Source organism: Quisquiliibacterium sp. (assembly GCF_982640115.1).
This window is the reverse complement of sequence record NZ_CEXFHW010000011.1, coordinates 1-23443: the sequence shown is the minus strand read 5'-3', so window position 1 is coordinate 23443 and position 23443 is coordinate 1. Positions and strand designations below refer to the sequence as shown.

Below are 23443 nucleotides of genomic sequence, written 5' to 3'. Positions count from 1 at the left end.
CGCCGTTGCAGCGTTCAGCGCGCCGGCTGCAGTTGCGCCGGATCCGCGCCGTAGAAGTCGTGCGGCCTCAGCCCGTAAGCCCCCGCCGGCAAGCCGCGGTGGATGCGCAGCGGCTTGACGCCCTCGGCCCGGGCCTGCGCGAACAGGTCGCGCATGTAGGGCTTGCCCAGGGGCCGCTTGGCTGCGTCGGCCAGCACGATGACCCTGGGTTCCAGACGCCGGCTGCGGTTGTGCTCGAGCACGACCGCCACCTCGTCGTTGGACAGCTCCACCAGGGTGCCCACCGGGAATACCCCGAGCGACTGCACGAACTGCTCCACCAGCGGCCCGTGGAAGGAGGTGTCGGCCCACTGATAGAGGCTCATCAGCGCATCCTGGGCCGCGGTGGCATTGGCATAGGGCCGCGCGCTGACCAGCGCCGAGAAGGTGTCGGCGATGCCCGCCAGCCGGCCGTAGATGCTGATCTGCTCGCCTTTCAGGCCCTTCGGGTAGCCGGTGCCGTCGAGCCGCTCGTGGTGCTGCAGGATGCCCAGCTTCACGGTGTCGTCAAGACGCTTGTCGGCTTCCAGCGCCTGCAGGCCCAGACTGACATGCTCCTTGGCGATCCGGAATTCCGCCGGAGTGAGCAGGCCGGGCTTATCGAGCAGGGCGCGCGGCAGCTGGATCTTGCCGACATCGGCCAGCAGCCCGATCTGGCCCAGCGCCTCGATCTGCCGCTTGGGCAGGCCCAGACTGCGGCCCACCGAGATCATGTAGAGCGAGGTCCGCACCCCGTGCTGGTAGGTGTCGATGTGGGCTTGCCGCAGATGGGCCAGCCAGAGCATCGCGTCGGGATTGCCGAGCATGGAGTCGACCATGTCGGCCACCGCCTCCTGGCTGCGCAGCAGCGGGAACACCTTGCCGCTGCGGACATCGGCGAGCAGCTCGCCCAGGGCGCTGGCGGCGTGCTCGAAACTCCTGCGGGCGCGCGGCAGCTCTTCGGGCAGCGCCCGCAGGATCTCGTAGGCCTGGCGCGATTCGCCGGGTGCGAGCAGGGCATCGATCTCCCCGGCAAGACGGGCCTGCGGTGTGTCGGCGCGCCGGTCATCGGCCGTGGCGGCCTCGGTGGAGAGCCGCTTGCCGCGCTGGGCGTCGGGGGCGCGCACCTCGCCTCGGCGCCGGAACAGGCCACCCAGCGAGGCGATCAGGCCCCCGGTGGCACGCGGGCTGACCGCGTCGGCATCCTGCGCCGACTCGAGCACGAAGCGACGGAACCGCTCCCGGGTTTCGCGGCTTGCGCCCAGGGGCCGGCCACCCGCGGAGCGGTGCGCCCGTGGTGCCGGCTCGCCCCTGCCGGAGGCCGCGGCGGTCGCAGGGCTGACGGGGCGCACCGACTGACCGGATTCCGGCGGCAGTTCGCGTCGGGCCTCGGACGGCTGCTGCGGCGGTCGCGCCGCGGGCTGCGTCGGCGGGCGGACCGGCGTGGCCAGCGGATCGGCCTCGTGCAGCGCCTGATCCACATCGGGCTGGCGGCTGCGGTGTGCGGCGGGCGACTGGGGGTGACCCTGGGTACGCGCGAGCGCCGATTGCCCGGGCGCATCGTCGGGGTCATCGGGCATCTGCAGCGCGTCGCCCAGAGCCTGGATCGCCGCCGGATCGGAGAGATTCCGGTCGATGAACACATGACGGCAGTGTTCGCGCAGCGCACCGATCTCCTGATCGGTCTCGATCAGGAAGCCCTGGAGCAGGAAGGGCGTGTCCAGCCACGGGCGATCGAGATCGCAGACGAACAACCCCGTGCGCAGATGGCTGATATCCAGGCGCGGTCGGCGGCGGCTGGGGTCGATCTCCAGCCCCGGCGGGGGTGTGAGCTTCTCGCGGTTCACGGCGGCATGGTAGCCGGCCCGCCCTGGGAATGGTCCCTGTGCGGGTCCGGGTTTCAGCCGGTGGCGGCCTGCCAGAGCGCGAGGCTCGGTGCCGACTGGTTCATGGTGTAGAAGTGCAGCGCCGGTGCGCCGCCCGCGATCAGGCGGGCGCACAGCGCCGCCACCACGTCGTGGCCGAAGGCGCGGATCGACGCCAGATCGTCGCCGTAGCCGGCCAGCCGGCTGCGGATCCAGCGCGGGATCTCGGCGCCGCAGGCGTCGGAGAATCGCACCAGCTGCGCATGGTTGGTGATGGGCATGATTCCCGGCACCAGCGGCGCGCCCTGGCCCGCGGCCGCGAGCTCGTCGCGCAGGCGGAAGTAGGCGTCGGCGTTGTAGAAGTACTGCGTGATGGCGCGATCGGCGCCGGCGGTCAGCTTGGCGATCAGCGCCTGCAGGTCGTCGGCCGCCGAGCGGGCCTGGGGATGCACCTCGGGGTAGGCCGCCACCTCGATGTGGAACCAGTCGCCGGTGCGCTCGCGGATGAAGGCCACCAGATCGGCGGCATAGCGGAACTCGCCGTGATCGACCATGCCCGAGGGAAGGTCGCCGCGCAGCGCCACCAGCCGGCGGATGCCGCGCGAGCGGTACAGCGCCAGCAGCTCGGCGATCGACTCGCGGCTCGCGCCGATGCACGACAGATGAGGAGCCACCGCCAGACCGGCATCGGCGATGCCCATGACCGTGGCCAGGGTCTTGTCGCGGGTGGCGCCACCGGCGCCGTAGGTGACGCTGAAGTACTCGGGGCCGACCGCCTGCAGGGCGGCGCGCACGCCGCGCAGGCGCTCGGCGCCCTCGGGCGTGTTCGGCGGGAAGAATTCGAAGCTGACGCTGGCGCTCATCGCGGAAGGGTCCTGTCCTGACGCGGCGCGGGCGGATGAGCCCGGTCGCGCGTCGCGTGAAGAAAGAATTCCCGGTTGCCATCGCCCCCGGGAATGGGACTGTCGAGCCAGCCGGCGGGGGCCCAGCCACTCTCGATGGCGCTGGCGACGACGCACTCGCGCACCGTCGTCCAGGCCTGGGGATCGCGCACGATGCCCCGACGATCGAGGCCCTGCGGCCCGACCTCGAATTGCGGCTTGACCAGAGCGATCAGCACCGCACCCGGCGCAGCCAGCCCGGCCAGCGCCGGCAGCACCAGTCGCAGCGAGATGAACGACACATCGACCACCACCCGCGCGAAGCCCTCGGCCGGGGCATGCCCGTCGAGGTCTGCCGCGCGCAGATGGCGGGCATGGCAACCCTCGAGGCAGACCACGCGGGGGTCGTGCCGCAGCCGCGAATCGAGCTGGTCATGTCCGACATCGATGCCCACCACCCGCGCCGCGCCGGCCTGCAGCAGGCAGTCGGTGAAGCCGCCGGTGGACTGGCCGACATCGAGACAGGTGCGGCCCGCCACGCTCACGCCGGTTTCGGCGAGCGCGCCGGCGAGCTTGAGGCCGCCTCGGGACACGAAGCGGTCTTCCGGCCCTGGCGCCACCGACAGCGGTACATCGTCGGCCAGCGATTCGGCGGGCTTGCGCACCGGCAGTTCGGCGGCCCGCACCCGGCCCGCGGCGATCAGCCGCTGGGCCAGGGTGCGCGAGCCGGCCAGCCCGCGCTGCACGAGCAGCAGGTCGGCGCGCATGCTCGGCGCCGCGGGCTCAGTAGCGGTAGGTGTCGGGCTTGTAGGGGCCTTCCACCGGCACGCCGATGTAGCCGGCCTGCTCGTCGCTGAGCTCGGTGATCATCGCGCCGATCTTGCGCAGGTGCAGTCGGGCGACCTTCTCGTCGAGGTGCTTGGGCAGCACATAGACCTTGCCCTTCTCGTAGAAGTCCTTGTGCGTCCAGAGCTCGATCTGAGCGATGGTCTGATTGGCGAACGAGGAGCTCATCACGAACGAGGGGTGGCCGGTGCCGCAGCCCAGGTTCACCAGACGGCCCTCGGCGAGCATGATGATCCGCTTGCCGTCGGGGAAGATGACATGGTCGACCTGGGGCTTGATGTTCTCCCAGGTGCACTGCTTGAGCGACGCGATGTCGATCTCGTTGTCGAAGTGACCGATGTTGCAGACGATGGCCTGGTCCTTCATGGCCTTCATGTGCGCGAAGGTGATCACATCCTTGTTGCCGGTGGCGGTCACGAAGATGTCGGCCTTGTCGGCGGCGTATTCCATGGTGACCACGCGATAGCCTTCCATGGCGGCCTGCAGCGCGCAGATCGGATCGCACTCGGTGACCCACACCTGGGCCGACAGCGCGCGCAGCGCCTGGGCGCTGCCCTTGCCCACATCGCCGTAACCGGCCACGACCGCCACCTTGCCGGCGATCATCACGTCGGTGGCACGCTTGATGCCATCGACCAGCGACTCGCGGCAGCCGTACAGGTTGTCGAACTTGCTCTTGGTGACCGAGTCATTGACATTGATCGCGCGGAAGGCGAGTTCGCCGCGAGCCGACATCTGGTACAGGCGCTTCACGCCGGTGGTGGTCTCTTCGGTGACGCCGACCACCGCCTTGAGGTTGCGCTCGTAGAAGCCGGGGTCGACCGCGAGCTGGCGGCGGATCGCGTTGAACAGGCAGACCTCTTCCTCGCTGCCAGGGTTGCTCAGCACGCTGGCATCCTTGGCGGCCTTGGTGCCGAGGTGCAGCAGCAGGGTGGCATCGCCGCCGTCATCGAGGATCATGTTCGAGGGCTGGCCGTCGGCCCACTGGAAGATGCGGTGGGTGTAGTCCCAGTACTCGTCCAGGTTCTCGCCCTTGTAGGCGAACACCGGAATGCTGGCGGCGGCGATCGCGGCGGCGGCGTGATCCTGGGTGGAGAAGATGTTGCACGAGGCCCAGCGCACTTCGGCGCCGAGCGCGGTGAGCGTCTCGATCAGCACCGCGGTCTGGATGGTCATGTGCAGCGAGCCGGTGATGCGCGCGCCCTTGAGGGGCTGGCTGGCCGCGTATTCCTCGCGGATGGCCATCAGACCGGGCATCTCGGTCTCGGCGATGCGGATTTCCTTGCGGCCCCAGGCGGCAAGACCGAGATCGGCGACCTTGAAGTCGCTGAAGGGGGCGGGTTTGAGAACGGCAGACATGGTCACTCCTGGTGAGTGACCCGTGCTGGCAGACGAGGGCGCGTGCCCGATGCCGGCGGCTGTCGTGGCGCAATGGGCCACGAGCCTGGGCTCGCCTGCCGTGAGCGGGTCACGGGTCAGCGAGCGCCGTTGCGGTTAGCGAACGTCCCGAGCCTGGCGGGCCGGTTTGCCGGCGGCCGTTGCAGCGCTCCTCGGGAAAATGGAATGATAAACCAGACCCGGCCAGGTCAGCGGAATTCCCGTGAATGGTGGCGGGCGTGGAAGTCGGGCAGGCGCACACCGTAGGCGCCAACCGGCAGGCCGCTGGCAATGCGCACCTTGTTGCCCTCGAGGATCTCGACCTCGGGTTCGGTGGGCTGGCCGAGGCGGTTCCGGGCGGCCTCGCGCGGACGCTTGGGCAGCGGCCGGCCGTTGGGTCCGGTGAGCACCAGCACCCGGTGCTCGTCGTGGTGGGCGCGGTCGATCTCGATCACCAGCCCCAGCCCGCCGCTGGCGAGTTCGACCGCGCTGCCCACCGGGAACAGGCCGGTGGCCAGGGCGAACTGCTCCATCAGGGAGCCGTCGAGGGAGCGGTCGGCCCAGCCCATGAGCGCATTGAGCGCGTCCTCCGGTGACACCGGATTGGCATACGAGCGGGCCGAGATGAGTGCGGTATAGCAGTCGACGATGGCCGCGGCGGCGCCGTGCAGCCCGATCTCGTCGCCTTTCAGGCCATCCGGGTAGCCCGAGCCGTCATAGCGCTCATGGTGCTCGGCCACGCCGCGGATCACCGCCTCGGGCACACCGGCGGATGTTTCGAGCAGTTCCACCGACTCGCGGACATGCTCCTTCATGCGGTCGAACTGCTTGCGGTCGAAGCGGCCAGCCACATTGACGAGGTCACGCGGCAGGCGCGCCTTGCCGAGGTCAAGACACATGCCGATCGCGGCGAAGACCATGATCTCGTCACGCGGCAGGCCGAGGTGACGCGCGAAGCCGGCCATCAGCACCGCCGGTGTGGCGGGCGGGCGGTTGCCGAGCGAGCGCTGCTCGTGCATGCGGTCACACCAGAGCACCGCGTCGGGGTGCTCGATCACGCTCTCGGCCAGGGCGAAGAGCGCGGGCTCGAGTTCGCGCCAGGGCAGGCTTTCCTGGCCACGGGCCGCACGCAGCGAGACGGCGTGAGCGCTCAGCAGTTGCGCGTAGGTGTCACGCGCGCGGGCCATCGCCTCGATGATGGTGCACTCGGTGTCGTAGCGGCACGAGCGGATCGCGGGCCCGAATCGCACCCGCAGCCGCTCCATCGATTGCGCGCCGACCTCGGGTCGGGCGCGGGGCCCGGACAGCCAGGAGGCCAGGCGCGAGAACATGCCCGGATTGCGCGCAGACACCGTGACCCCGCGCCCCTCGCCGGCGAGCATCTGGCGAAGCTCCGAGCGCCGGGTGCGCGAGATGCGCAGGTCAGACCGCAGTTTGGTCGGGCCGTCGGCGCCGCCGATGGGTGCGTAGTCGGCGATCACGGGGGCGGTGGCCGGTGTGCTGCGCTCGGTGTCTTCTTCCTGCTGGCTGTCGGCCCAGTTGGCCGGCGGCTCGACGGGCTCGGCCCGGCGCGACGGACGCGCGCCGGGCGCGGGCCCGCGGCGAACGGCGGGTGCCGTGGCGACCGACTGCTCGATCGCCGACGGGCGCGGTGCCGACCACATCTCGGTGGTGGTGCTGCTGCGCTCGGCCGCCAGCGGCTCGTTGATGCGGGTGTAGGCGACGTTCCGGGGCGCTTCGGAGGGGCCGGCTGCGGGCAGACGGCCGGGCCCGAAGCGCTCTGGCGAGCGCCGAAAGGCCGCGGGCGTGAGCGCCGGTCGTTGCGACTCCTGTTCGCCCTCCCCGAACAGCTGGGCGGCAATCCGGATGGCGGTGGCGCGCCCGGGGTCCGAGCGCTCGATGTCGATCAGGGCGCTCTCGGAGCGCGCGCGCATGGCCGCCGCCTGGTGAGGGTCGCTGAGGTAGACGCCCGACTTCGGAAAGGGTGTGCCCAGGAAGGCCTGACCGAGTTCGACCACGAACATGCCGGTCTCAAGGCGCGAAGAGGCGATGCGATACACCGTCGAGCCCTGCGGGGCGAGCGACGGAAACTCGATCTCTTCCAGTTCCTGGGGTGGTGGCTTCTTCATCGGGTCAGGTGAGGGAACACATCGTCGGGTGATTCAGGGCGCAGGCCACGGCGGCCGCGCGCGTCCTGAACACGGACCATTCGGTACACTAAGCCATGGACGAACTGAAAGACATCCGGAAATCCTACGAAAGGGACGCGCTGACCGACGACCGGGCGCACGATGACCCGGCCGGTCAGTTCGAGCGCTGGCTGTCCGAGGCCCTGGCCGCCGGGGTTCCCGAGGCCAATGCCATGACCCTGGCCACCGCCACCCCTGATGGCCGGCCTTCCAGTCGGGTGGTCCTGATCAAGGGCCTCGATGCCGCGGGCATCGTCTGGTACACGAATTATGACAGCAGGAAGGGGCGCGAGCTCGCGGCCAACCCGCATGCGGCACTGCAGTTCCACTGGGTACCCATGGAGCGGGTGGTGCGCATCGAGGGGCTGGTCTCGCGGGTCGATGAGGCCGAATCCGATGCCTACTTCGCCAGCCGCCCGCTCGCCTCGCGCATTGGCGCCTGGGCCTCGGACCAGAGCCGCCCGATCGGCTCGCGGGCGACCCTGGCCGCGCGGGCTGCCGAATTCGGGCTGCGATTCGGCCTGAATCCGCCGCGACCCCCGCACTGGGGCGGGTTCCGGCTGGTGCCCGCGTACTGGGAATTCTGGCAGGGCCGGCCTTCGCGTCTGCACGATCGGCTGGCCTACCGTCGCGATGCGCAGGGCGGCTGGACGCGCGAGCGTCTGGCGCCCTGAGCCCGGCGCCCCCGCGGGAAAGGTCTGCGCATGAGTTCTCCGATCGGTTTCGTGGGCCTGGGCCGAATGGGCCGCCCGATGGCCGGGCATCTCGCCGCGGCCGGCCATGCCGTGCTCGGCCATGACCGGCTGCCGGCGGCCCGCGAGGCCCTCGCCGGCTCGGGCGTGACGGCGGTTACCGACCTGGCCGCGCTCGCCGGCGCCTGCCGGGTCGTCATCCTCATGCTGCCCGACAGCGCGGCGGTCGATGCGCTTCTCTGGCAGGAGGGGCTTGCCGCAGGGCTCGCATCCGGCGCGCTGGTGATCGACATGGGCTCCTCCGATCCCGCCCGCACCCGCGAGAACCACCGCCGGCTCGCGCAGGCGGGCATCGACCTGCTCGACGCGCCGGTATCCGGCGGCGTGCGGCGGGCGCTCGATGCCTCGCTCGCCATCATGGTCGGCGGCGAGGCCGCGGCACTCGAGCGTGCCCGGCCCCTGCTGCAGCGCCTGGGCGCCACCGTCGCCCATGTCGGGCCGCCCGGCGCCGGCCATGCCCTCAAGGCCCTGAACAATTTCGTCTCGGCCAGCGGCCTGCTCGCGGTCTGCGAGGCGCTTGGCGCCGCGCAGCGCTTCGGCATCGACCCGGCCGCGGCCAATGCGCTCTTCAATGCCTCGAGCGGGCGCAACAACACCACCGAGACCAAGGTCGCGCAGTTCATGCTCTCGGGCAGCTTCGGCTCGGGGTTCTCGCTGGCGCTGATGCGCAAGGACATCGAGACCGCGCGCGGTCTGATGCACGGGCTGGGCGTGCCCCACGATTTCGTCGATGCCTGCGCCGACATCTGGTCGCAGGCCGAGCGCAGCCTGCCTGCCGGCGTCGACCACACCGAGATGTACCGTCATGTGCTGGGCGGGGTGCCGCCCGCCGACCGGGCCTGAGCATGTCCGGCCCCCGTCTGCCGGCCCCCGACTGGCGCTCCATCCTGTTCGTGCCGGCCGACCGGCCGGCCTTCATCGCGAAGGCTCACACCCGGGGGGCCGATGCCCTCCAGCTCGATCTCGAGGATGCGGTAGCGCCTGCCGCCCGGCCGGCGGCCCGCGAGGGCCTGCCGGCGGCGATCGCCGGGCTCGCCGGGCACGGCCTGCCGGTGATCGTGCGCATCAACCGGCCCTGGCTGGATGCGGTGGCCGACCTGCAGGCGGCGGTGCACCCCGGCGTGGCCGCCATCACCCTGCCCAAGGTGGAAGAACCCGGCCGGGTGCAGGCGATCGCCGAACTGATCGGCGAGCTGGAGGCCGAGCGCGGCATGGCGCCCGGGGCGGTGGGCCTGCTGCTGCTGGTCGAGAGCCCCGCGGCGCTGCCGCGACTGCATGAGCTGGCCGGCTGCTCGCCGCGCGTGCTGGCCATGACGCTCGGCCCCGAGGATTACTGCCTCGCGGCCGGCTGCGAGCCGCATCCCGAGGCGCTGCTCGCGCCCAATCTCGCGGTGGCCCAGGCTTGCGCGGCGCAAGGGCGGTTGCCGCTCGGTTTCGTCGGCTCGATCGCCGACTTCCATGATCTCGACGCCTTCCGGGCGCGGGTGGCGCAGGCGCGCCGCCTGGGCTTCCGGGGCGCGGCGGTGATCCATCCCTCGCAGGTGCCCATCCTGAACGAGGGCTTCGGGCCGTCCGTCGAGGAGCTTGCCTGGGCTGCGCGGGTGGTCGCCGCGGCCGATCGGGCCGGGGCGGCCGGTGAGGGCGCTTTCCGACTGGATGACCGCATGATCGATCGCCCGGTGCTGCTGCGCGCCCGCCGCTGGCTGGCGATGGCCGGGCGCGGCGGCTGAGCATGAGCCGGGTGACCCTGATCGGGGCGCCCACCGACATCGGCGCCAGCACCCGTGGCGCCGGCATGGGGCCCGAGGCTCTGCGCGTGGCCGGGCTGGTGGCGCGGCTGCGGGCGCTGGGCATCACGGTGACCGATGCCGGCAATCTGGCCGGGCCGCCCAATCCCTGGCGACGGCCGGTGCGCGGTCACCGCCACCTCCGCGAGGTCACCGAATGGTGCCAGGCCACCCATGACGCTGTGCTGGCTGCGCTGCGTGCCGGCAGCCTGCCGCTGCTGATGGGCGGCGATCACAGCCTGGCGATCGGCTCGGTCAGCGCGCTGGCCCGCCACTGCCGCGAACACGGGCGTCGCCTGCGGGTGATCTGGCTCGATGCCCATGCCGACTTCAACACCGCCCGGCTCACCCCCAGCGGCAACCTCCACGGCATGCCGGCGGCCTGCCTGTGCGGGCTGGGGCCGGCGGCGCTCACCGGCCTGTCCGGAACCGTGCCGGCGCTGGCGCCCGACGACATCCGCCAGGTGGGCATCCGCAGCGTCGACGAGGGCGAGAAGCGGCTGGTGCTCGACACCGGCCTGCGGGTGTTCGACATGCGTCGCATCGACGAGCTCGGCATGCGCGCGGTCATGGCCCAGGCGCTCGCCGGGCTCGGCCCGGAAGACCATCTGCACCTGAGCTTCGATGTCGACTTTCTCGACCCCGCGATCGCGCCGGGTGTGGGCACGCCGGTGCGCGGCGGCCCCGACTACCGCGAGGCGCAGCTGTGCATGGAAATGATCGCCGACACCGGCCGGCTGGGCTCGGTGGATCTGGTGGAGCTCAACCCTGCGCTCGATGAGCGCAACCGCAGCGCCGAGCTGGCGGTGGAGCTGATGGAGTCGCTGTTCGGCAAGCGCACGCTGCTGCGGCGCTGAGCGATCGTCAGTCGATCGTGACCACCAGCTTGCCCAGGGCCTGCCGGTCGCTCAGCCGGGCGATCGCCTCGGGAGCCCGTTCCAGCGGATAGGTGGCCGAGACCCGCGGCCGCAGCCGCCCGTCCTGCCACAGGCGCACCAGGGCCTCCACATGCCGGGCGTTGCGCGCCGGCTGCTGCTCGGTGAAGTCGCGCCAGTCGACGCCCACCATCTGGCAGACCTTGAGCAGGATCAGGTTGGTGGGAATGCGCGGGATGCCGGCGGTGAAGCCCACCACCAGAAGCCGGCCATCGCGGCCGGTGGCCCGCAGCGCCGGCTCGGTGTAGGGCCCGCCCACCGGATCGAACACGATGTCGGCGCCGCGTGGCCCGACCAGCGCCTTGAACTGGTCGGTGAGCGTCTTCTGCGCCGCCTTGTCGTCGAGCCGGTCGGGGTAGACCACGCCCGCGCGTGCGCCAGTCTCGATCGCGAACGCGAGCTTCTCGGGGCTGGAGGCTGCGGCCACCACATCGAGCCCGAGCGCCTTGCCGACATCGATGGCCGCGCAGCCGGTGCCGCCGGCCGCGCCCAGCACCAGCAGGGTCTCGCCTGGCCGGGCCATGGCCCGGTCGACCAGCGCGTACCAGGCGGTGGCATAGGTGAGGATGAAGGCGGCCGCCTGCGCCGGCGGCGTGTCGGACGGGATGCGCACGCAGCGGTCTGCGGCGATCGCGAGCTTCCCGGCCATGCCGCCCGAGCCGCAGCGGCCGATGACCAGGTCGCCTTCCGTGAACCCGGTCACGCCGGGCCCGAGCTGCTCGACCACGCCGCAGACCTCGCCACCCGGCGAGAAAGGCCGCGGCAGCTTGACCTGATAGAGGTCCTGGATGTGCAGCGCGTCAGGGAAGTTGACGCCGCAGGCCTTCACCCGCAGCAGCACTTCGCCGGTGCCGGGGATGGGGTCGGGAACATCACGCAGCACCAGCGTGTCGGCCGGGCCGGGCGCAAGGGAGAGGAGGGCTTTCATGGCCCTGGAGTATAGGCCGGGCCATTCCCGCAGGTCGGGCCAATCCCGCCCCGCGCCGCCCCTGCCGCGCTCCCTTTCCGATCCCGTCCCGCCTGCCTTCCGCTCCCGACCCGCCCCGCGCATCGGGCGATGGCGGCGCGCGGGAGGGCGGGAGGGCGGACGGTCGCTCAGGCGTCGGCGCGCAGCGCCTCGGCCTTGTCGGTGCGCTCCCAGCTGAACTCCGGCTCCTCGCGACCGAAGTGGCCGTAGGCGGCGGTCTTGCCGTAGATGGGGCGCAGCAGGTCGAGCATCTGGATGATGCCCTTGGGCCGCAGGTCGAAGTGCTTCTGCACCAGTTCGGCCAGGCGCTCGTCGCTCAGCTTGCCGGTGCCTTCGGTGGTGACCATCACCGAGGTGGGGCGGGCCACGCCGATGGCGTAGCTCACCTGCACCAGGCACTTGCGGGCCAGGCCGGCGGCGACGATGTTCTTGGCCACGGAGCGCGCCGCGTAGGCGGCCGAGCGGTCGACCTTGGACGGATCCTTGCCCGAGAACGCGCCGCCGCCGTGCGGCGCCGAGCCGCCGTAGGAGTCGACGATGATCTTGCGGCCGGTGAGGCCGCAATCGCCCTGCGGGCCGCCGATGACTAAGCGGCCGGTGGGGTTCACCAGATAGCGGATCTCGCCCTTGATCAGCTCGGGCGGCAGCACCGGCTTGATGATCTGCTCGATCACCGCCTCGCGGATGGTCTCGTAGGCCACATCGGGCGCATGCTGCGTGGACAGCACCACGGTGTCGATGGAATGCGGCTGGCCGTCGACATAGCGCAGGGTGACCTGCGACTTGGCGTCCGGCCGCAGCCAGGGCAGGCGGCCGTCGCGGCGCAGCTCCGACTGGCGCTCCACCAGGCGGTGGGCGTAGTGGATGGCCGAGGGCATCAGCACCGGGGTCTCGTCGCAGGCGTAGCCGAACATCAGGCCCTGGTCGCCGGCGCCCTGGTCGAGGTCGATGCCACGGCCTTCGTCCACGCCCTGGGCGATGTCCTGGCTCTGCTTGTCGTAGGCCACCAGCACCGCGCAGCCCTTGTAGTCGATGCCGTACTCGGTGTTGTCGTAGCCGATGCGCTTGATCACATCGCGGGCGACATCGATGTAGTCGACATGGGCGCCGGTGGTGATCTCGCCGGCCAGCACGACCAGACCGGTGTTGACCAGGGTCTCGGCCGCCACGCGCGAGAACTTGTCCTGGGTGAAGATAGCGTCGAGAATCGCGTCCGAGATCTGATCGGCCACCTTGTCGGGGTGGCCTTCCGAGACCGATTCAGAGGTGAACAGGAAATCCTTGGCCAATTGGCTTCTCCGTGGTTGCATGCGCACGAGGGGTGTGCGCGACATATCCGGCCTGCGAGGCCGTCTTCGGAGAAGCGGCGACGCTTTAGCGGATTTTTCCATCCGCGGCTGGCCAGGCCAGCTGCGGCAGTCGCCCCGCAAGTTGTCATTTAAACCGGCGACTCCCGTCATTATAAAACACACCCGCGCTTTCTCACGGCAATACCTGCCTGCCTGTCCCGCCGGATGCTGTCGCTCGTCTGCCGCCTGATCGCCCGCCTGCCGCTGTCGGTGCTGCGCGCGCTCGGCGCACTGCTCGGCCTGCTGGTCTACGCGGCCTCGGCCCGTTACCGCGGCCGGCTTCGCGCCAACCTTGCCCGCGCCGGTCATCCGCGGTCGATGCGGCTGCGGGCGGCCCGCGAGGCTGGCGTGACCGCCGCCGAGCTGCCCTGGATCTGGTTCCGGCCATCGCGCCAGACCCTGGCGCGGGTGCGCTGCCTCGACCACTCGGCCCTCAGCGAGGGGCTTGCCGCCGGCCGAGGCGTGCTGCTGCTCACGCCGCATCTCGGCGGGTTCGAGGTCACGCCGCGGTGGCTGGCGTCGCTCGGTCCCATCACCATCATCTACCGTCAGGCCCGCCAGCCCGCGCTCGAGCGCCTGCTGAAGGCGGCGCGCAACCAGTCGGCCATGGCGGCCGCCCCGGCCGGGCTGGGCGGACTGCGGGCCATGCGCCGCGCGCTGCAGCGCGGCGAGATGGTCGGCCTGCTGCCCGACCAGGTGCCGGGCGCGGGCGACGGCCGCTGGGCGCCTTTCCTGGGCGCGCCCGCCTACACCATGACCCTGCCGCAGCGCCTGGTCGCGGTGAGCGGCGCCACGGTGGTGCTGGTGAGCAGCCAGCGCCGCCCTGGCGGCTGGGAGCTGCGCTTTGCGCGCTTCCAGGGCGAGCCCACGCCCGAGGCGGTCAACCGGGCGATGGAGGACCTCATCGGCGAGTGCCCCGCCCAGTACCTCTGGAGCTACAACCGCTTCAAGCAGCCGGCCGGCGCGCCGGCGGCCGCCGATCTCCCCGCGGGCGCGGCTGCGGCTGCAGCTGCGGACGCAGCCGATCCAGCGGCCCGCCCATGAGCCGCGAGCCGCTGATGCGGTCCGGACTGTGGCTGCTGCGTCAGGTGGCGCGGCTGCCCGACGGCTGGGTGCGCGGCCTCGGGTTCGGGCTGGGCGAGGCGCTGTGGTGGCTGGCCTGGCCGCGGCGCCGGGTGGCGCTCACCAACCTCGCGCTGTGCATGCCCGAGCTCCCGCCTGCGCGCCGTCGGGCGATCGCGCGATCGCACTTCCGCTGCTTCGGTGCCGCTTTCCTCGAGTGCTTCGTCTTCTGGCACGAGCCGGCGGCGCGGGTGCGTTCGCTGGTGCGCCAGATCGATCGCCACCACCTCGATGCGCTCGCCGGCCGCCCGGTGATCCTGCTCGCCCCGCACTTCCTCGGCCTGGACGCGGGCGGCCTGCGCCTGCTCGCCGACCGGCCGGTGGCCGCCCTGTACGCCAACCAGAAAAGCCGGGCGATGACCGAGACCATGACCCGTGGCCGCACCCGCTTCGGCACGCCGCTGATGTTCCTGCGCAACCAGGGGCTGCGTCCGGTGGTGCGGGTGATCCGCGAGGGTGTGCCCTTCCAGTTCTCGCCCGACATGGACCTCGGCGCGGCCGATGCCCTGTTCATCCCCTTCTTCGGCGTGCCCTGCGCCACCGTGCCCTCGCTGGCGCGGCTGGCGCGCATGACCGGTGCGGCGGTGGTGCCCATGGTCACCCGCATGAGCGGGCGGGGCTACGAGGCGGTTTTCCTGCCGCCCTGGCGGGACTTTCCGAGCGACGACCTCGAAGCCGACACCCGCCGCATGAACGCGTTCATCGAGGCCTGCGTGCGCGAGCGGCCCGAGCAGTATCTCTGGACCCACCGCCGCTTCAAGACCCGCCCGCCGGGTGAGCCCCCGGTCTATCGGCGATAATGCGGCGATGCGGCTGAAGTTCACCAAGATGCACGGCGCGGGCAACGACTTCGTCGTGATCGATGGCGTTCGCGCGCCGGTGTCGCTCACCAGCGGCCAGTGGCGCTTTCTCGCCGACCGTCACTTCGGCGTGGGCGCCGACCAGATGCTGCTGGTCGAGCCCCCCGATGAGCCGGGCATCGATTTCCGCTACCGCATCTTCAATGCCGATGGCGGCGAGGTCGAGCAGTGCGGCAATGGCGCGCGCTGTTTCGTGCGCTTCGTGGTCGATCAGGGCCTCACCGCCAAGCGGGCCATCCGGGTGCGTACCCTGGGCGGCGTGATCGAGCCCCGCCTGGAAGACGATGGCCGGGTGACGGTGGACATGGGCGCGCCGGTGTTCGAGCCTGCGCGGGTGCCCTTCCTGCCCGAGGGCCTGGGCGTGATCGCCCAGGGCAACGACCTTCTCTACCGCCTGCCGGTGGCCGACCACCACTGCCTGGTCTCGGCGCTCTCCATGGGCAACCCGCACGCCGTCCAGTTGGTCGACGACACCGAGCGCGCCGCGGTGCTCACCGATGGTCCCCTCATCGAACGCCACGCCGCCTTTCCGCGGCGGGTGAACGCCGGCTTCATGCAGGTGCTCGCGCGCGACCGCATCGCGCTGCGGGTGTACGAGCGCGGCGCCGGCGAGACCCTGGCCTGCGGCACCGGCGCCTGCGCGGCGGTGGTCGCCGGCATCCGGCGCGGCCTGCTCGACGACCGGGTCGAAGTCGACACCCGCGGTGGGCGACTGGCCATCGCCTGGCAGCCCACGATGCCCGATGCGCCGGTGCTGCTCACCGGTCCGGCTCTCACCGTGTTCCAGGGCGAGATCGACCTGCCGCCGGCCTGATCCGTCGCCCAGGCACCGCCCACCCCGTCTTCCACCTGTCCTTACCCCCTCCCAGCCCGATGCCCATGCACCCGAACCCGATCGGCGCCGAGGATGTGGCGCAGTACCTGCGCACCCATCCCGAGTTCTTCGAGTCGCACACCGAGCTGCTCGCCTCCATTTCGGTCTCGCATCCGCACGGCGGGCGCGCGATCTCGCTCCAGGAGCGCCAGCTCGAGGTGCTGCGCGAGCGCCATCGCGCGCTCGAGATGCGCCTGGCCGACCTGATCCGCATCGGCCAGGAGAACGACGCCATCACCGACAAGCTGCAGCGCTGGAGTCGGCAGCTGCTGCTGGCGGCCGAGCCGGCCTCGCTCGCCCAGGTGGCGATCGACGGGCTGCAGACCGGCTTCAGCGTGCCGCAGGTGGCGCTGCGGCTGTGGCATCTGCGCGAGGCCTACCGCGACCTGCCGGCCGGCGCGCCGGTCGAGGTCGAGGCGGTCACGCTCACCAACAGCATCCAGCAGCCCTACTGCGGACCCAATGTCGACTTCCAGGTGGCCGGCTGGCTGCCCGGCGGCGGCGAGACCACCCGCTCGATCGCGCTGCTGCCGCTGCGCAAGGGCCTCGACCCCAACGCCTTCGGGCTGCTGGTGCTCGGATCGCCCGATCCCGGCCGCTTCCAGACCGGCATGGGCACCGCCTTTCTCGAGCGCATCGCCGAGACCGCCAGCGCGGCGCTCTCGCGGCTCGTCACCTGATCATGGCCGGCGCGGCCGCCCCGCTGCTGGCCGACATTGCCCGTCACCTCGACCGGCTGGCCCGCGAGCGCGCCTGCTCGCCGCGCACCGTGGCCAGCTATCGCGCCGACCTGCAGCTGCTCGCCGGCCTGCTCGAGCCCGGCGAGACGCAGTGGTCACGCCTGGACGAGGCCCGCCTGCGCCGCTGGGTGGCGGGCCAGATGCGCGACGGCGCGTCACCCCGATCCATCGCGCGGCGGCTGTCGTGCTGGCGCGGCTTTCTCGACGAGCAGGTGCTGCAGGGTCGCCTGCCCGCCAATCCCGCCCGCGGCCTGCGCGCGCCGCGCGCCCCGCGCCGGCTGCCGCGCGCGCTCTCGCCCGACCAGACCGAAGCCCTGCTCGCCAGCCCTGTCGAGGGCTTCGAGGCGCTGCGCGACCAGGCCCTGCTCGAACTGCTTTATTCCTCGGGGCTGCGGCTCTCCGAGCTCACCAGCCTGGACGCACGCCCCGCCGAGCGGCCGGGCTACCGTTCCGTCGGCTGGCTCGACCTGGCCGAGGCCGAGGTCCATGTGCTCGGCAAGGGCGGCAAGCGGCGCACGGTGCCGGTGGGCGGCAAGGCCCGCGAAGCGCTCGTGCGCTGGCTCACCGAGCGCGAGGCCTTCCTCGGCCTGCACCCCGGCGCCGATGCCGATGCGCTCTTTCTCAGCCGGCGCGGCACGCGGCTGGCCAACCGCACGGTGCAGGGCCGGCTGCAGCGCCTGGGCATCGACCGCGCGCTGCCGGCCCGGCTGCACCCGCACGTGATGCGTCACTCCTTCGCCAGCCACCTGCTGCAGTCGAGCGGTGATCTGCGCGCGGTGCAGGAGCTTCTCGGCCACGGCAGCATCCGCAGCACCCAGGTCTACACCGCACTCGACTTCCAGCGCCTGGCGGGGGTCTACGACGCCGCCCATCCCCGGGCTCGCCGGCGCTGAGGCCATGGTCGACACCGTCGTTCTCAAGTCCGGCAAGGAGCGCTCGCTGCTGCGCCGCCATCCCTGGGTGTATGCCGGCGGGGTGGCGCGGGTGCAGGGCAATCCCTATGTGGGCGACACCGTGCGGGTGCTCGGCGCCGACGGCCGTTTCCTTGGCTGGGGCGCCTACAGCCCCGATTCCGCGATCCGCGTGCGGGTCTGGAGCTTCGACGAGGCCGATCGCATCGACGCCGCCTGGTTCGCCACGCGCATCCGGCGCGCGGTTGCGGCCCGCGCCCCGCTCGCCGCCGACACCGACGCGGTGCGCCTCGTGTTCGGCGAGGCCGACGGCCTGCCCGGCCTGGTCGTCGACCGTTATGGCGACCAGCTCGTCATGCAGCTGATGGCCGCCGGCGTGGAGCGCTGGCGCCACGAGATCGCTGCCGCGCTGCTCGCCGTCACCGGTCTGTCCGATCTTCACGAGCGCTCCGACGCCGCGGCGCGCGCGCGCGAGGGCCTGCCACCGCGCGAGGGCACGGTGGTCGGGCGTGCGGTGGGCGATCGCCTGCCGGTCACCGAGCACGGCGTGCGCTACCTGGTCGATGTGCCGGCCGGGCACAAGACCGGTTTCTACATCGACCAGCGCGACAACCGCCGCGAGGTGGCGCGCCGTGCGGCCGGCCGCGCCGTGCTCAACTGCTTCTGCTACACCGGCGGCTTCACGCTGGCGGCGCTGGCCGGTGGCGCGAGCTCGGCGCTGTCGATCGATTCCAGCGGCCCGGCGCTCGCCCGCGCCGCCGAGCAGCAGGCGCTCAACGCGCTGCCGCCGGTGCCCTGCGAGTGGCGCGAGGCCGATGTCTTCGAGGCGCTGAAGGCTCTGCTCGCGCAAGGTCGGCGCTTCGACCTGATCGTGCTCGATCCGCCCAAGTTCGCGCCCTCGGCCCATCATGTCGAGCGCGCCGCGCGCGCCTACAAGGAGATCAACCTGAAGGCGCTGCGCCTGCTCGCCCCGGGCGGGCTGCTCTTCACCTTCTCGTGCTCGGGCGCGATCGATGTCGATCTGTTCCAGAAGATCGTCGCCGGCGCGGTGATCGACGCCGGCGTCGACGCCCAGTTGCTGCGCCGGCTGCAGGCCGGCGAGGATCACCCCATGCTGATGACCCACCCCGAGGGCGAGTACCTCAAGGGTCTGCTGCTTGCCCGGGCATCGGCGGGCTGATCGCGCCCGTCAGGCATAGAATCCCGCCCTGCCATGACCACCGCCCCCCTCGAGCTCACCGACCGCGCCCGCGAACTGCTTCGCGCCCGCGAGGTGCGTGTCACCCAGCCGCGGCTGCGGGTGCTGGCCGAACTGATCGGGGCGGCCGAGGCGCTCAGCCATCTCGAGGTGCAGCGCCGCCTCGAGCAGGCGCCGGCGGCCGAGCCCATCGACCGCGTGACCCTGTACCGGGTGCTCGAGTGGCTGGTCGACATCGACCTCGCCCATCGGGTGTCAGGGCCCGACCGGGTGTTCCGCTACTCGGCCCGCTCTGGCGGCCATGTGCTGCACGGCCACTTCCGCTGCGCGAGCTGCCAGCGCATGTTCTGCCTGGAAGAGGCGCCGGGCATGGACCGCCTGATCGGTGCCATGCTGCCGGCAGGCTTCACCGGCGAGCAGGTCGAGCTCACCGTGTCGGGCCGCTGCGGCCACTGCGCGGCTGCCGGTGCCGGCGGCACCGCTTGAAGCCGGCCGCATCACCCCCAACTGAACCGGCTGTACCAGGAGCCCTCGCATGACCACCCAGCATGTCCCCGTGACCATCCTTACCGGCTTCCTCGGCGCCGGCAAGACCACGCTGCTCAACCGCATCCTCAAGGAGCAGCACGGCCACCGCATCGCGGTCATCGAGAACGAGTTCGGCGAGGAGGGCATCGACAACGACCTGCTGCTGCAGGAGCGCGAGGAACAGATCGTCGAGATGAACAACGGCTGCATCTGCTGCACCGTGCGCGGTGACCTGGTGCGCATTCTCAACGACCTGCGCCAGCGCCGCGCCTCGGGTGAACTCGCCTTCGACCGCGTGATCATCGAGACCACCGGTCTGGCCGATCCCGGCCCGGTGGCCCAGACCTTCTTCCTCGACGATGAGATCGCCGATGCCTTCCTGCTCGACGCGGTGATCACCGTGGTCGATGCCCGTCATGGCAGCCAGCAGCTCGACGAGCACAAGGAGGCGGTCGAGCAGGTGGGCTTTGCCGATCGCATCCTCATGTCGAAGGTCGACATCACGCCCGAGGCCGATCGCGAGAAGCTGCGCCAGCGGCTGGTGCGCATCAACCCGCGGGCGCCGATCCGCCCGGTGAACTTCGGCGATGCCGACATCGCCGACATCCTCGACATCCGCGGCTTCAACCTCAATGCCATCCTGGAGATCGATCCGCAGTTCCTCACCAGCGACGAGCACGAGCACGACGAGGCGGTGCAGTCCTTCGTCTACCGCTCCAACCGGGCCTTCGATCCGGTCAAGCTCGAGGACTTTCTCGGCGGGATCATCCAGGTTTACGGCCAGGACATGTTGCGGTATAAAGGCGTGCTTTTCATGAAGGGGTCTGACCGCCAGACCGTCTTCCAGGGCGTCCATCAGATGATGGGTGCCGACATGGGCCGCAAGTGGCAGCCCGGTGAAAAGCGCTCCAGCAAGATGGTCTTCATCGGAAGAAATCTGCCGAAAGACATGTTCATCAAGGGATTGGAGCAGTGCCTGGCCTGATGCCGGCCCGATCCCCAACGGCAGACCGGAAGCACGACATGGCATCCAGCAAAGACAGGAAACCGCTCACCGAAGCCGAGCTGCTCAAGCTGCCGGAATCGGACTACATGAATGACGCCCAGCTGCAGTTCTTCCGGCAGCGGCTTCAGCAGATGGAGCGCGACATCCTGCACAACGCCGGCGAGACCACCGAGCACCTGCGCGAGACGGTCATCGTGCCCGATCCCGCCGATCGCGCCACCATCGAGGAAGAGCACGCGCTCGAACTGCGCACCCGCGATCGCGAGCGCAAGCTGCTCAAGAAGATCCAGCAGTCGCTCTCGCGCATCGAGGCCGGCGACTACGGCTACTGCGAAGAGACCGGCGAGCCGATCGGCATTCCGCGTCTGCTCGCGCGGCCCACCGCCACGCTCTCCCTCGAAGCGCAGCAGCGCCGCGAGCTTCGCCAGAAGCTCTACGGCGACTGATCCCCGACGGCGCACGCGGCGCGGCCGGGGCAGCCCTCGGCGGCGCGCCAGTCTTGCCCGGCGCGCCTGCGCCGCTCAGAAGTTCGCCCGCACACCGGCCATCAGCGTGCGCCCCGGCTGCGGCACCCGGTCCTTCACGAACGAGGTGTGCGGCCGGATGGTCTCGTTCAGCAGATTGCGTCCCTGCAGGAAGAGCGTGAGGCCGCGCGTGCCCTCGCCGCGCGCGCGCCAGGCGATCTCGGCATCCACCCGCGTGTAGGCATCGGTGCGCGTCTCCAGCGCCGCGATGCGGTTCTGGCCGGCGACCCGCATGGCCGACACGAAGCCGCTCCACGCGCCGCGCTCCATGTCCAGGCTTGCGCCGAACCGGGTGGGCGCCATGCGCGGCGCGTTGCCCTCGCCGTCGATGCGCCCGCGCGCGCTGTCACCGAAGAGCCGCAGGCCCCAGGGTGATCCGGTGGGCTGCCAGGTCAGCTCGGCCTCCAGGCCGTTGAAGCGCGCCCCCGCCTGGGTGTAGACCAGCCGGGTGAACTCACCCGCGCCCGGTGCGGCGGCGGAGTTCTCGATGTGATTGGCGGCGTCCACGCGGTCGGCGATACCGTCGCCGTTCGCGTCGGTGGTGCGCCCGTGGATGTAGTTGCTGAACCGGTTGGTGTAGAGGCCGGCCTTCCAGCGCAGCGCCCCGGCGGTGCGGCGCACCGACAGGTCGAGGTTCATCGAGCGTTCACGGCGCAGCGCGCTGTCGCCGATCTCGAGTGTGGCGGTCGCGGCGTGCGGGCCGTTGGCGTAGAGCTCCTCGGCCGCCGGCGCGCGCTGCGCCATCGCCAGGTTCAGCCCGACGCGATGGGCGGCATTCAGCGGCAGGCTGATCCCGGCCGAGGCGGACTGCAGCGAGAAGTCGCGGCCGGGCAGCCCGCTCGCCGCGTCGGGGCGCAGCCGCGCCTGTTCGCCGCGCCAGCCGAACTCCAGCCGGGTCGGACCGAAGGCGCGCTCGCCCACATAGAAGAGCGCCCCCTGGCGTTCCCGGTTGCCGGGCAGGTAGGCCTCGTCGCCCGAGACCTGCAGGGAGCGCTCCCGACCCTGCCAGCCGAACACGCCGCGCACCTGGGCGATCGGCTCATGGGTGAGCTCCACGCGGGTCTCGCGGCCGCTGCTGCGAAAGGCGGTGCCGATCTGCCCGCTGCCCTCGACCTCGTCGTGCCGGTAGCGGCCATCGGCCAGCGTCGCGCGCAGCCGGGTGATGCCCGGCAGGGGTCGCTCGATGATCGCGAGCGCGTCGGTGCGCTGCTGCTTCAGGCGGATCGAGACATCCGGCTCGGCCGGGATCCCATAGCGTGCGCCGAACTCGCCGTGCGCCAGGCCCAGGGTCAGCCGTTCACCCACCCACGACAGGCCGGCATGACCACCGTCACCGCGCTGGTAACTGTTGGGTAGCCGGGCCGAACGGGAGTCGGGGTCGGCGACATTGATCTGACCCGGGATGCGGTAGTCGCCCACCCGGCGGTCGAACCCGCCCACCGACCAGTTCAGACCGCCGAGTCCGCCGGACACGCTGGCGCCGGCGTGATGCCCGTGATTGCCGGGGTCGGCCACCAGCACGGCGCCGCCCTCCGGGCTGCCGAGCCGCTGCAGCGGAATACGCCCGGTCCCGATGTTGACCAGACCGCCGATCGCACCGCCGCCGTAGAGCAGGGTGGCCGGGCCGCGCAGGATCTCGATGCGGCGGGCGGCGAGCGGGTCGATCGCCACGGCGTGATCCGGACTCAGGGCGGAGGCATCGAAACTGTCCAGACCGTCCTGCGTCACCCGAACCCGAGCGCCGTCCTGACCGCGGATCACCGGTCGGCCGGCCGCGGTGCCGAAGGCGCTGGAGTGCACGCCGGGCTGGCTGGCCAGGGTGCTGCCCAGCGAGCTGTCCAGTGCGCGGCGCAGACCCTCGCCCTGCAGCACGCTCACCGGTCGGGTGACCCTGACCTCGTCGGGCGTGAGGGGGTCGGCCGTCACCCGGACTTCGTCGAGGCTGAGCACCGGCCCGGTCGGACTGCTCGCGCCGCTCTGCGCCATTGCCGGGCTCAGCCACAGGCCGAGCAGCGCCAGACCCCATCGGGGTTCGATCCATCCTGTCATGATTGCAACCAGGTTGTATTCTTGAGGAGGCGCGAGTCTAGCCGAGGCGCTCTTTGTCTTGCAACAGGGTTGCGAAGATGGGCGGTGTATTCGGCCCGACCGCCGGACAAGGCGGGTGGCTTGGGCGTCGGGGGGCGGTGCTAGACTGGACGACCGCCCCCTGGGACAAGGTGCCTCGTGGTCTTTTCGCTGTTCTCGCGCCGTGACAAGCCGCCCGCCGATGCCCGGCGCGCCGCGCCGTCGTCGTCGCGACCGACGGCCGAGACGCGCAAGCCGGCGTCCGTGTCGGTCGAGCGCCAGCGTGCGATGGCGCAGCGGGCTGCCGAGCAGATCGACCGGATCGAGTCCGAGATGATCGCGCCCGTGCCGCCACGGCCGGCGCCGCCCTCGGCGGCCCAGCGGCCCATGTCCTCCCCGGCGCCGCGGCCCGTGTCTGCGGCGCTGCGGCCGGCCGAGCGCCCCGCGGCGGCTCCGGGCGGCGTTGCTGTCTCACCGGTCCGCGCATCCGCCTTGCCGGGTCGTGAATCCGCATCGCCCGTTCGCGCATCCGCGGCGCAGTCGCGCACGCCGGCCTCGCCCGCCCGCGCGCCCGCGACGGCGGTTGCCAGCCCCGAGGTGCTGCCCGACGCCCGGCCGCGCTCGGCCGAGGTCGCTCCGCTCGTCTT

The 23443-nt window shown here is 71.5% G+C and carries 21 protein-coding genes, 1 pseudogene and 1 riboswitch; of the genes and pseudogenes, 13 read left to right on the top strand and 9 right to left on the bottom strand.

Annotated elements, in window-relative coordinates:
- Positions 1–14: 14 nt before the first annotated feature.
- The 5 genes from AC2H6A_RS02565 to AC2H6A_RS02545 all read right to left on the bottom strand — a co-directional run bounded on the left by AC2H6A_RS02565 (position 15) and on the right by AC2H6A_RS02545 (position 7116).
- Positions 15–1865 carry a cyclic di-GMP phosphodiesterase gene (locus AC2H6A_RS02565; protein WP_484271565.1) on the bottom strand — a complete coding sequence of 617 codons (1851 nt, stop codon included), beginning with the start codon at positions 1863–1865 and terminating at the stop codon, positions 15–17.
- Between the two features lie 53 nt (positions 1866–1918).
- The gene (gene metF, locus AC2H6A_RS02560; RefSeq protein WP_484271564.1) at positions 1919–2746 is read right to left on the bottom strand and encodes a methylenetetrahydrofolate reductase [NAD(P)H]; all 828 of its coding nucleotides are present in this window, start codon (positions 2744–2746) and stop codon (positions 1919–1921) included.
- Complete coding sequence (locus AC2H6A_RS02555) at positions 2743–3531, bottom strand: TlyA family RNA methyltransferase (RefSeq protein ID WP_484271563.1); 789 nt, start codon at positions 3529–3531, stop codon at positions 2743–2745. The genes metF and AC2H6A_RS02555 overlap by 4 nt, the downstream gene beginning before the upstream one ends.
- A gap of 16 nt (positions 3532–3547) precedes the next feature.
- Entirely contained in the window at positions 3548–4969 is a 1422-nt protein-coding gene (ahcY, locus tag AC2H6A_RS02550) for an adenosylhomocysteinase (RefSeq protein ID WP_484271562.1), read from the bottom strand.
- Positions 4970–5083: 114 nt separating this feature from the next.
- Positions 5084–5168, bottom strand: a riboswitch (S-adenosyl-L-homocysteine riboswitch).
- 28 nt (positions 5169–5196) lie between these two features.
- Entirely contained in the window at positions 5197–7116 is a 1920-nt protein-coding gene (locus AC2H6A_RS02545) for a cyclic di-GMP phosphodiesterase (protein ID WP_484271561.1), read from the bottom strand.
- 95 nt (positions 7117–7211) lie between these two features.
- On the opposite strand from AC2H6A_RS02545, the gene pdxH reads away from it, so the two are divergent.
- From pdxH to rocF, 4 genes are read left to right on the top strand one after another with little or no spacing between them, the layout of a single operon-like run.
- Entirely contained in the window at positions 7212–7850 is a 639-nt protein-coding gene (gene pdxH, locus AC2H6A_RS02540; RefSeq protein WP_484271560.1) for a pyridoxamine 5'-phosphate oxidase, read from the top strand.
- A gap of 30 nt (positions 7851–7880) precedes the next feature.
- Entirely contained in the window at positions 7881–8771 is an 891-nt protein-coding gene (locus tag AC2H6A_RS02535; protein WP_484271559.1) for an NAD(P)-dependent oxidoreductase, read from the top strand.
- Between the two features lie 2 nt (positions 8772–8773).
- Positions 8774–9658 (top strand): HpcH/HpaI aldolase/citrate lyase family protein, encoded by an 885-nt coding sequence (locus AC2H6A_RS02530; protein WP_484271558.1) that lies wholly within the window; start codon positions 8774–8776, stop codon positions 9656–9658.
- 2 nt (positions 9659–9660) lie between these two features.
- Positions 9661–10572, top strand: a complete 912-nt coding sequence (gene rocF, locus AC2H6A_RS02525; RefSeq protein WP_484271557.1) for an arginase — start codon at positions 9661–9663, stop codon at positions 10570–10572.
- 7 nt (positions 10573–10579) lie between these two features.
- On the opposite strand, the gene AC2H6A_RS02520 is transcribed toward rocF, so the two are convergent.
- Together AC2H6A_RS02520 and metK are read right to left on the bottom strand one after the other, a co-directional pair.
- A complete protein-coding gene (locus tag AC2H6A_RS02520) occupies positions 10580–11578 on the bottom strand; it encodes an NADPH:quinone oxidoreductase family protein (RefSeq protein WP_484271556.1) in 999 nt (332 codons plus the stop codon).
- A gap of 167 nt (positions 11579–11745) precedes the next feature.
- Positions 11746–12906 (bottom strand): methionine adenosyltransferase, encoded by a 1161-nt coding sequence (gene metK / locus AC2H6A_RS02515; RefSeq protein WP_484271555.1) that lies wholly within the window; start codon positions 12904–12906, stop codon positions 11746–11748.
- Positions 12907–13131: 225 nt separating this feature from the next.
- Here metK and AC2H6A_RS02510 point away from each other — a divergent pair, with 225 nt between their 5' ends.
- From AC2H6A_RS02510 to dksA, 9 genes are read left to right on the top strand one after another with little or no spacing between them, the layout of a single operon-like run.
- The gene (locus tag AC2H6A_RS02510) at positions 13132–14010 is read left to right on the top strand and encodes a lysophospholipid acyltransferase family protein (protein WP_484271554.1); all 879 of its coding nucleotides are present in this window, start codon (positions 13132–13134) and stop codon (positions 14008–14010) included.
- Entirely contained in the window at positions 14007–14888 is an 882-nt protein-coding gene (locus AC2H6A_RS02505; protein WP_484271553.1) for an LpxL/LpxP family acyltransferase, read from the top strand. Before AC2H6A_RS02510 ends, AC2H6A_RS02505 begins: the two co-directional genes overlap by 4 nt.
- A gap of 7 nt (positions 14889–14895) precedes the next feature.
- Positions 14896–15762, top strand: a complete 867-nt coding sequence (gene dapF, locus AC2H6A_RS02500; RefSeq protein ID WP_484271552.1) for a diaminopimelate epimerase — start codon at positions 14896–14898, stop codon at positions 15760–15762.
- A 59-nt stretch (positions 15763–15821) separates the two neighbouring features.
- On the top strand, positions 15822–16502 hold the full coding sequence (locus AC2H6A_RS02495; protein WP_484271551.1) for a DUF484 family protein: 681 nt from the start codon (positions 15822–15824) through the stop codon (positions 16500–16502).
- Between the two features lie 2 nt (positions 16503–16504).
- Positions 16505–17455, top strand: coding sequence for a tyrosine recombinase XerC (locus AC2H6A_RS02490; protein ID WP_484271550.1), 951 nt, complete (start codon positions 16505–16507; stop codon positions 17453–17455).
- Between the two features lie 4 nt (positions 17456–17459).
- Positions 17460–18653, top strand: coding sequence for a class I SAM-dependent rRNA methyltransferase (locus AC2H6A_RS02485; RefSeq protein WP_484271549.1), 1194 nt, complete (start codon positions 17460–17462; stop codon positions 18651–18653).
- A 33-nt stretch (positions 18654–18686) separates the two neighbouring features.
- Positions 18687–19157 carry a Fur family transcriptional regulator gene (locus AC2H6A_RS02480; RefSeq protein ID WP_484271548.1) on the top strand — a complete coding sequence of 157 codons (471 nt, stop codon included), beginning with the start codon at positions 18687–18689 and terminating at the stop codon, positions 19155–19157.
- A gap of 49 nt (positions 19158–19206) precedes the next feature.
- Positions 19207–20184, top strand: coding sequence for a CobW family GTP-binding protein (locus tag AC2H6A_RS02475; RefSeq protein ID WP_484271547.1), 978 nt, complete (start codon positions 19207–19209; stop codon positions 20182–20184).
- 38 nt (positions 20185–20222) lie between these two features.
- Entirely contained in the window at positions 20223–20651 is a 429-nt protein-coding gene (gene dksA, locus AC2H6A_RS02470) for an RNA polymerase-binding protein DksA (RefSeq protein WP_484271546.1), read from the top strand.
- Between the two features lie 75 nt (positions 20652–20726).
- Here the strand turns inward: dksA and AC2H6A_RS02465 are convergent, their stop codons facing one another.
- Positions 20727–22778 (bottom strand): TonB-dependent receptor, encoded by a 2052-nt coding sequence (locus AC2H6A_RS02465; RefSeq protein ID WP_484271545.1) that lies wholly within the window; start codon positions 22776–22778, stop codon positions 20727–20729.
- Positions 22779–22918: 140 nt separating this feature from the next.
- Positions 22919–23443 (bottom strand): annotated as a pseudogene (locus tag AC2H6A_RS02460) (hypothetical protein); the annotation flags it as partial.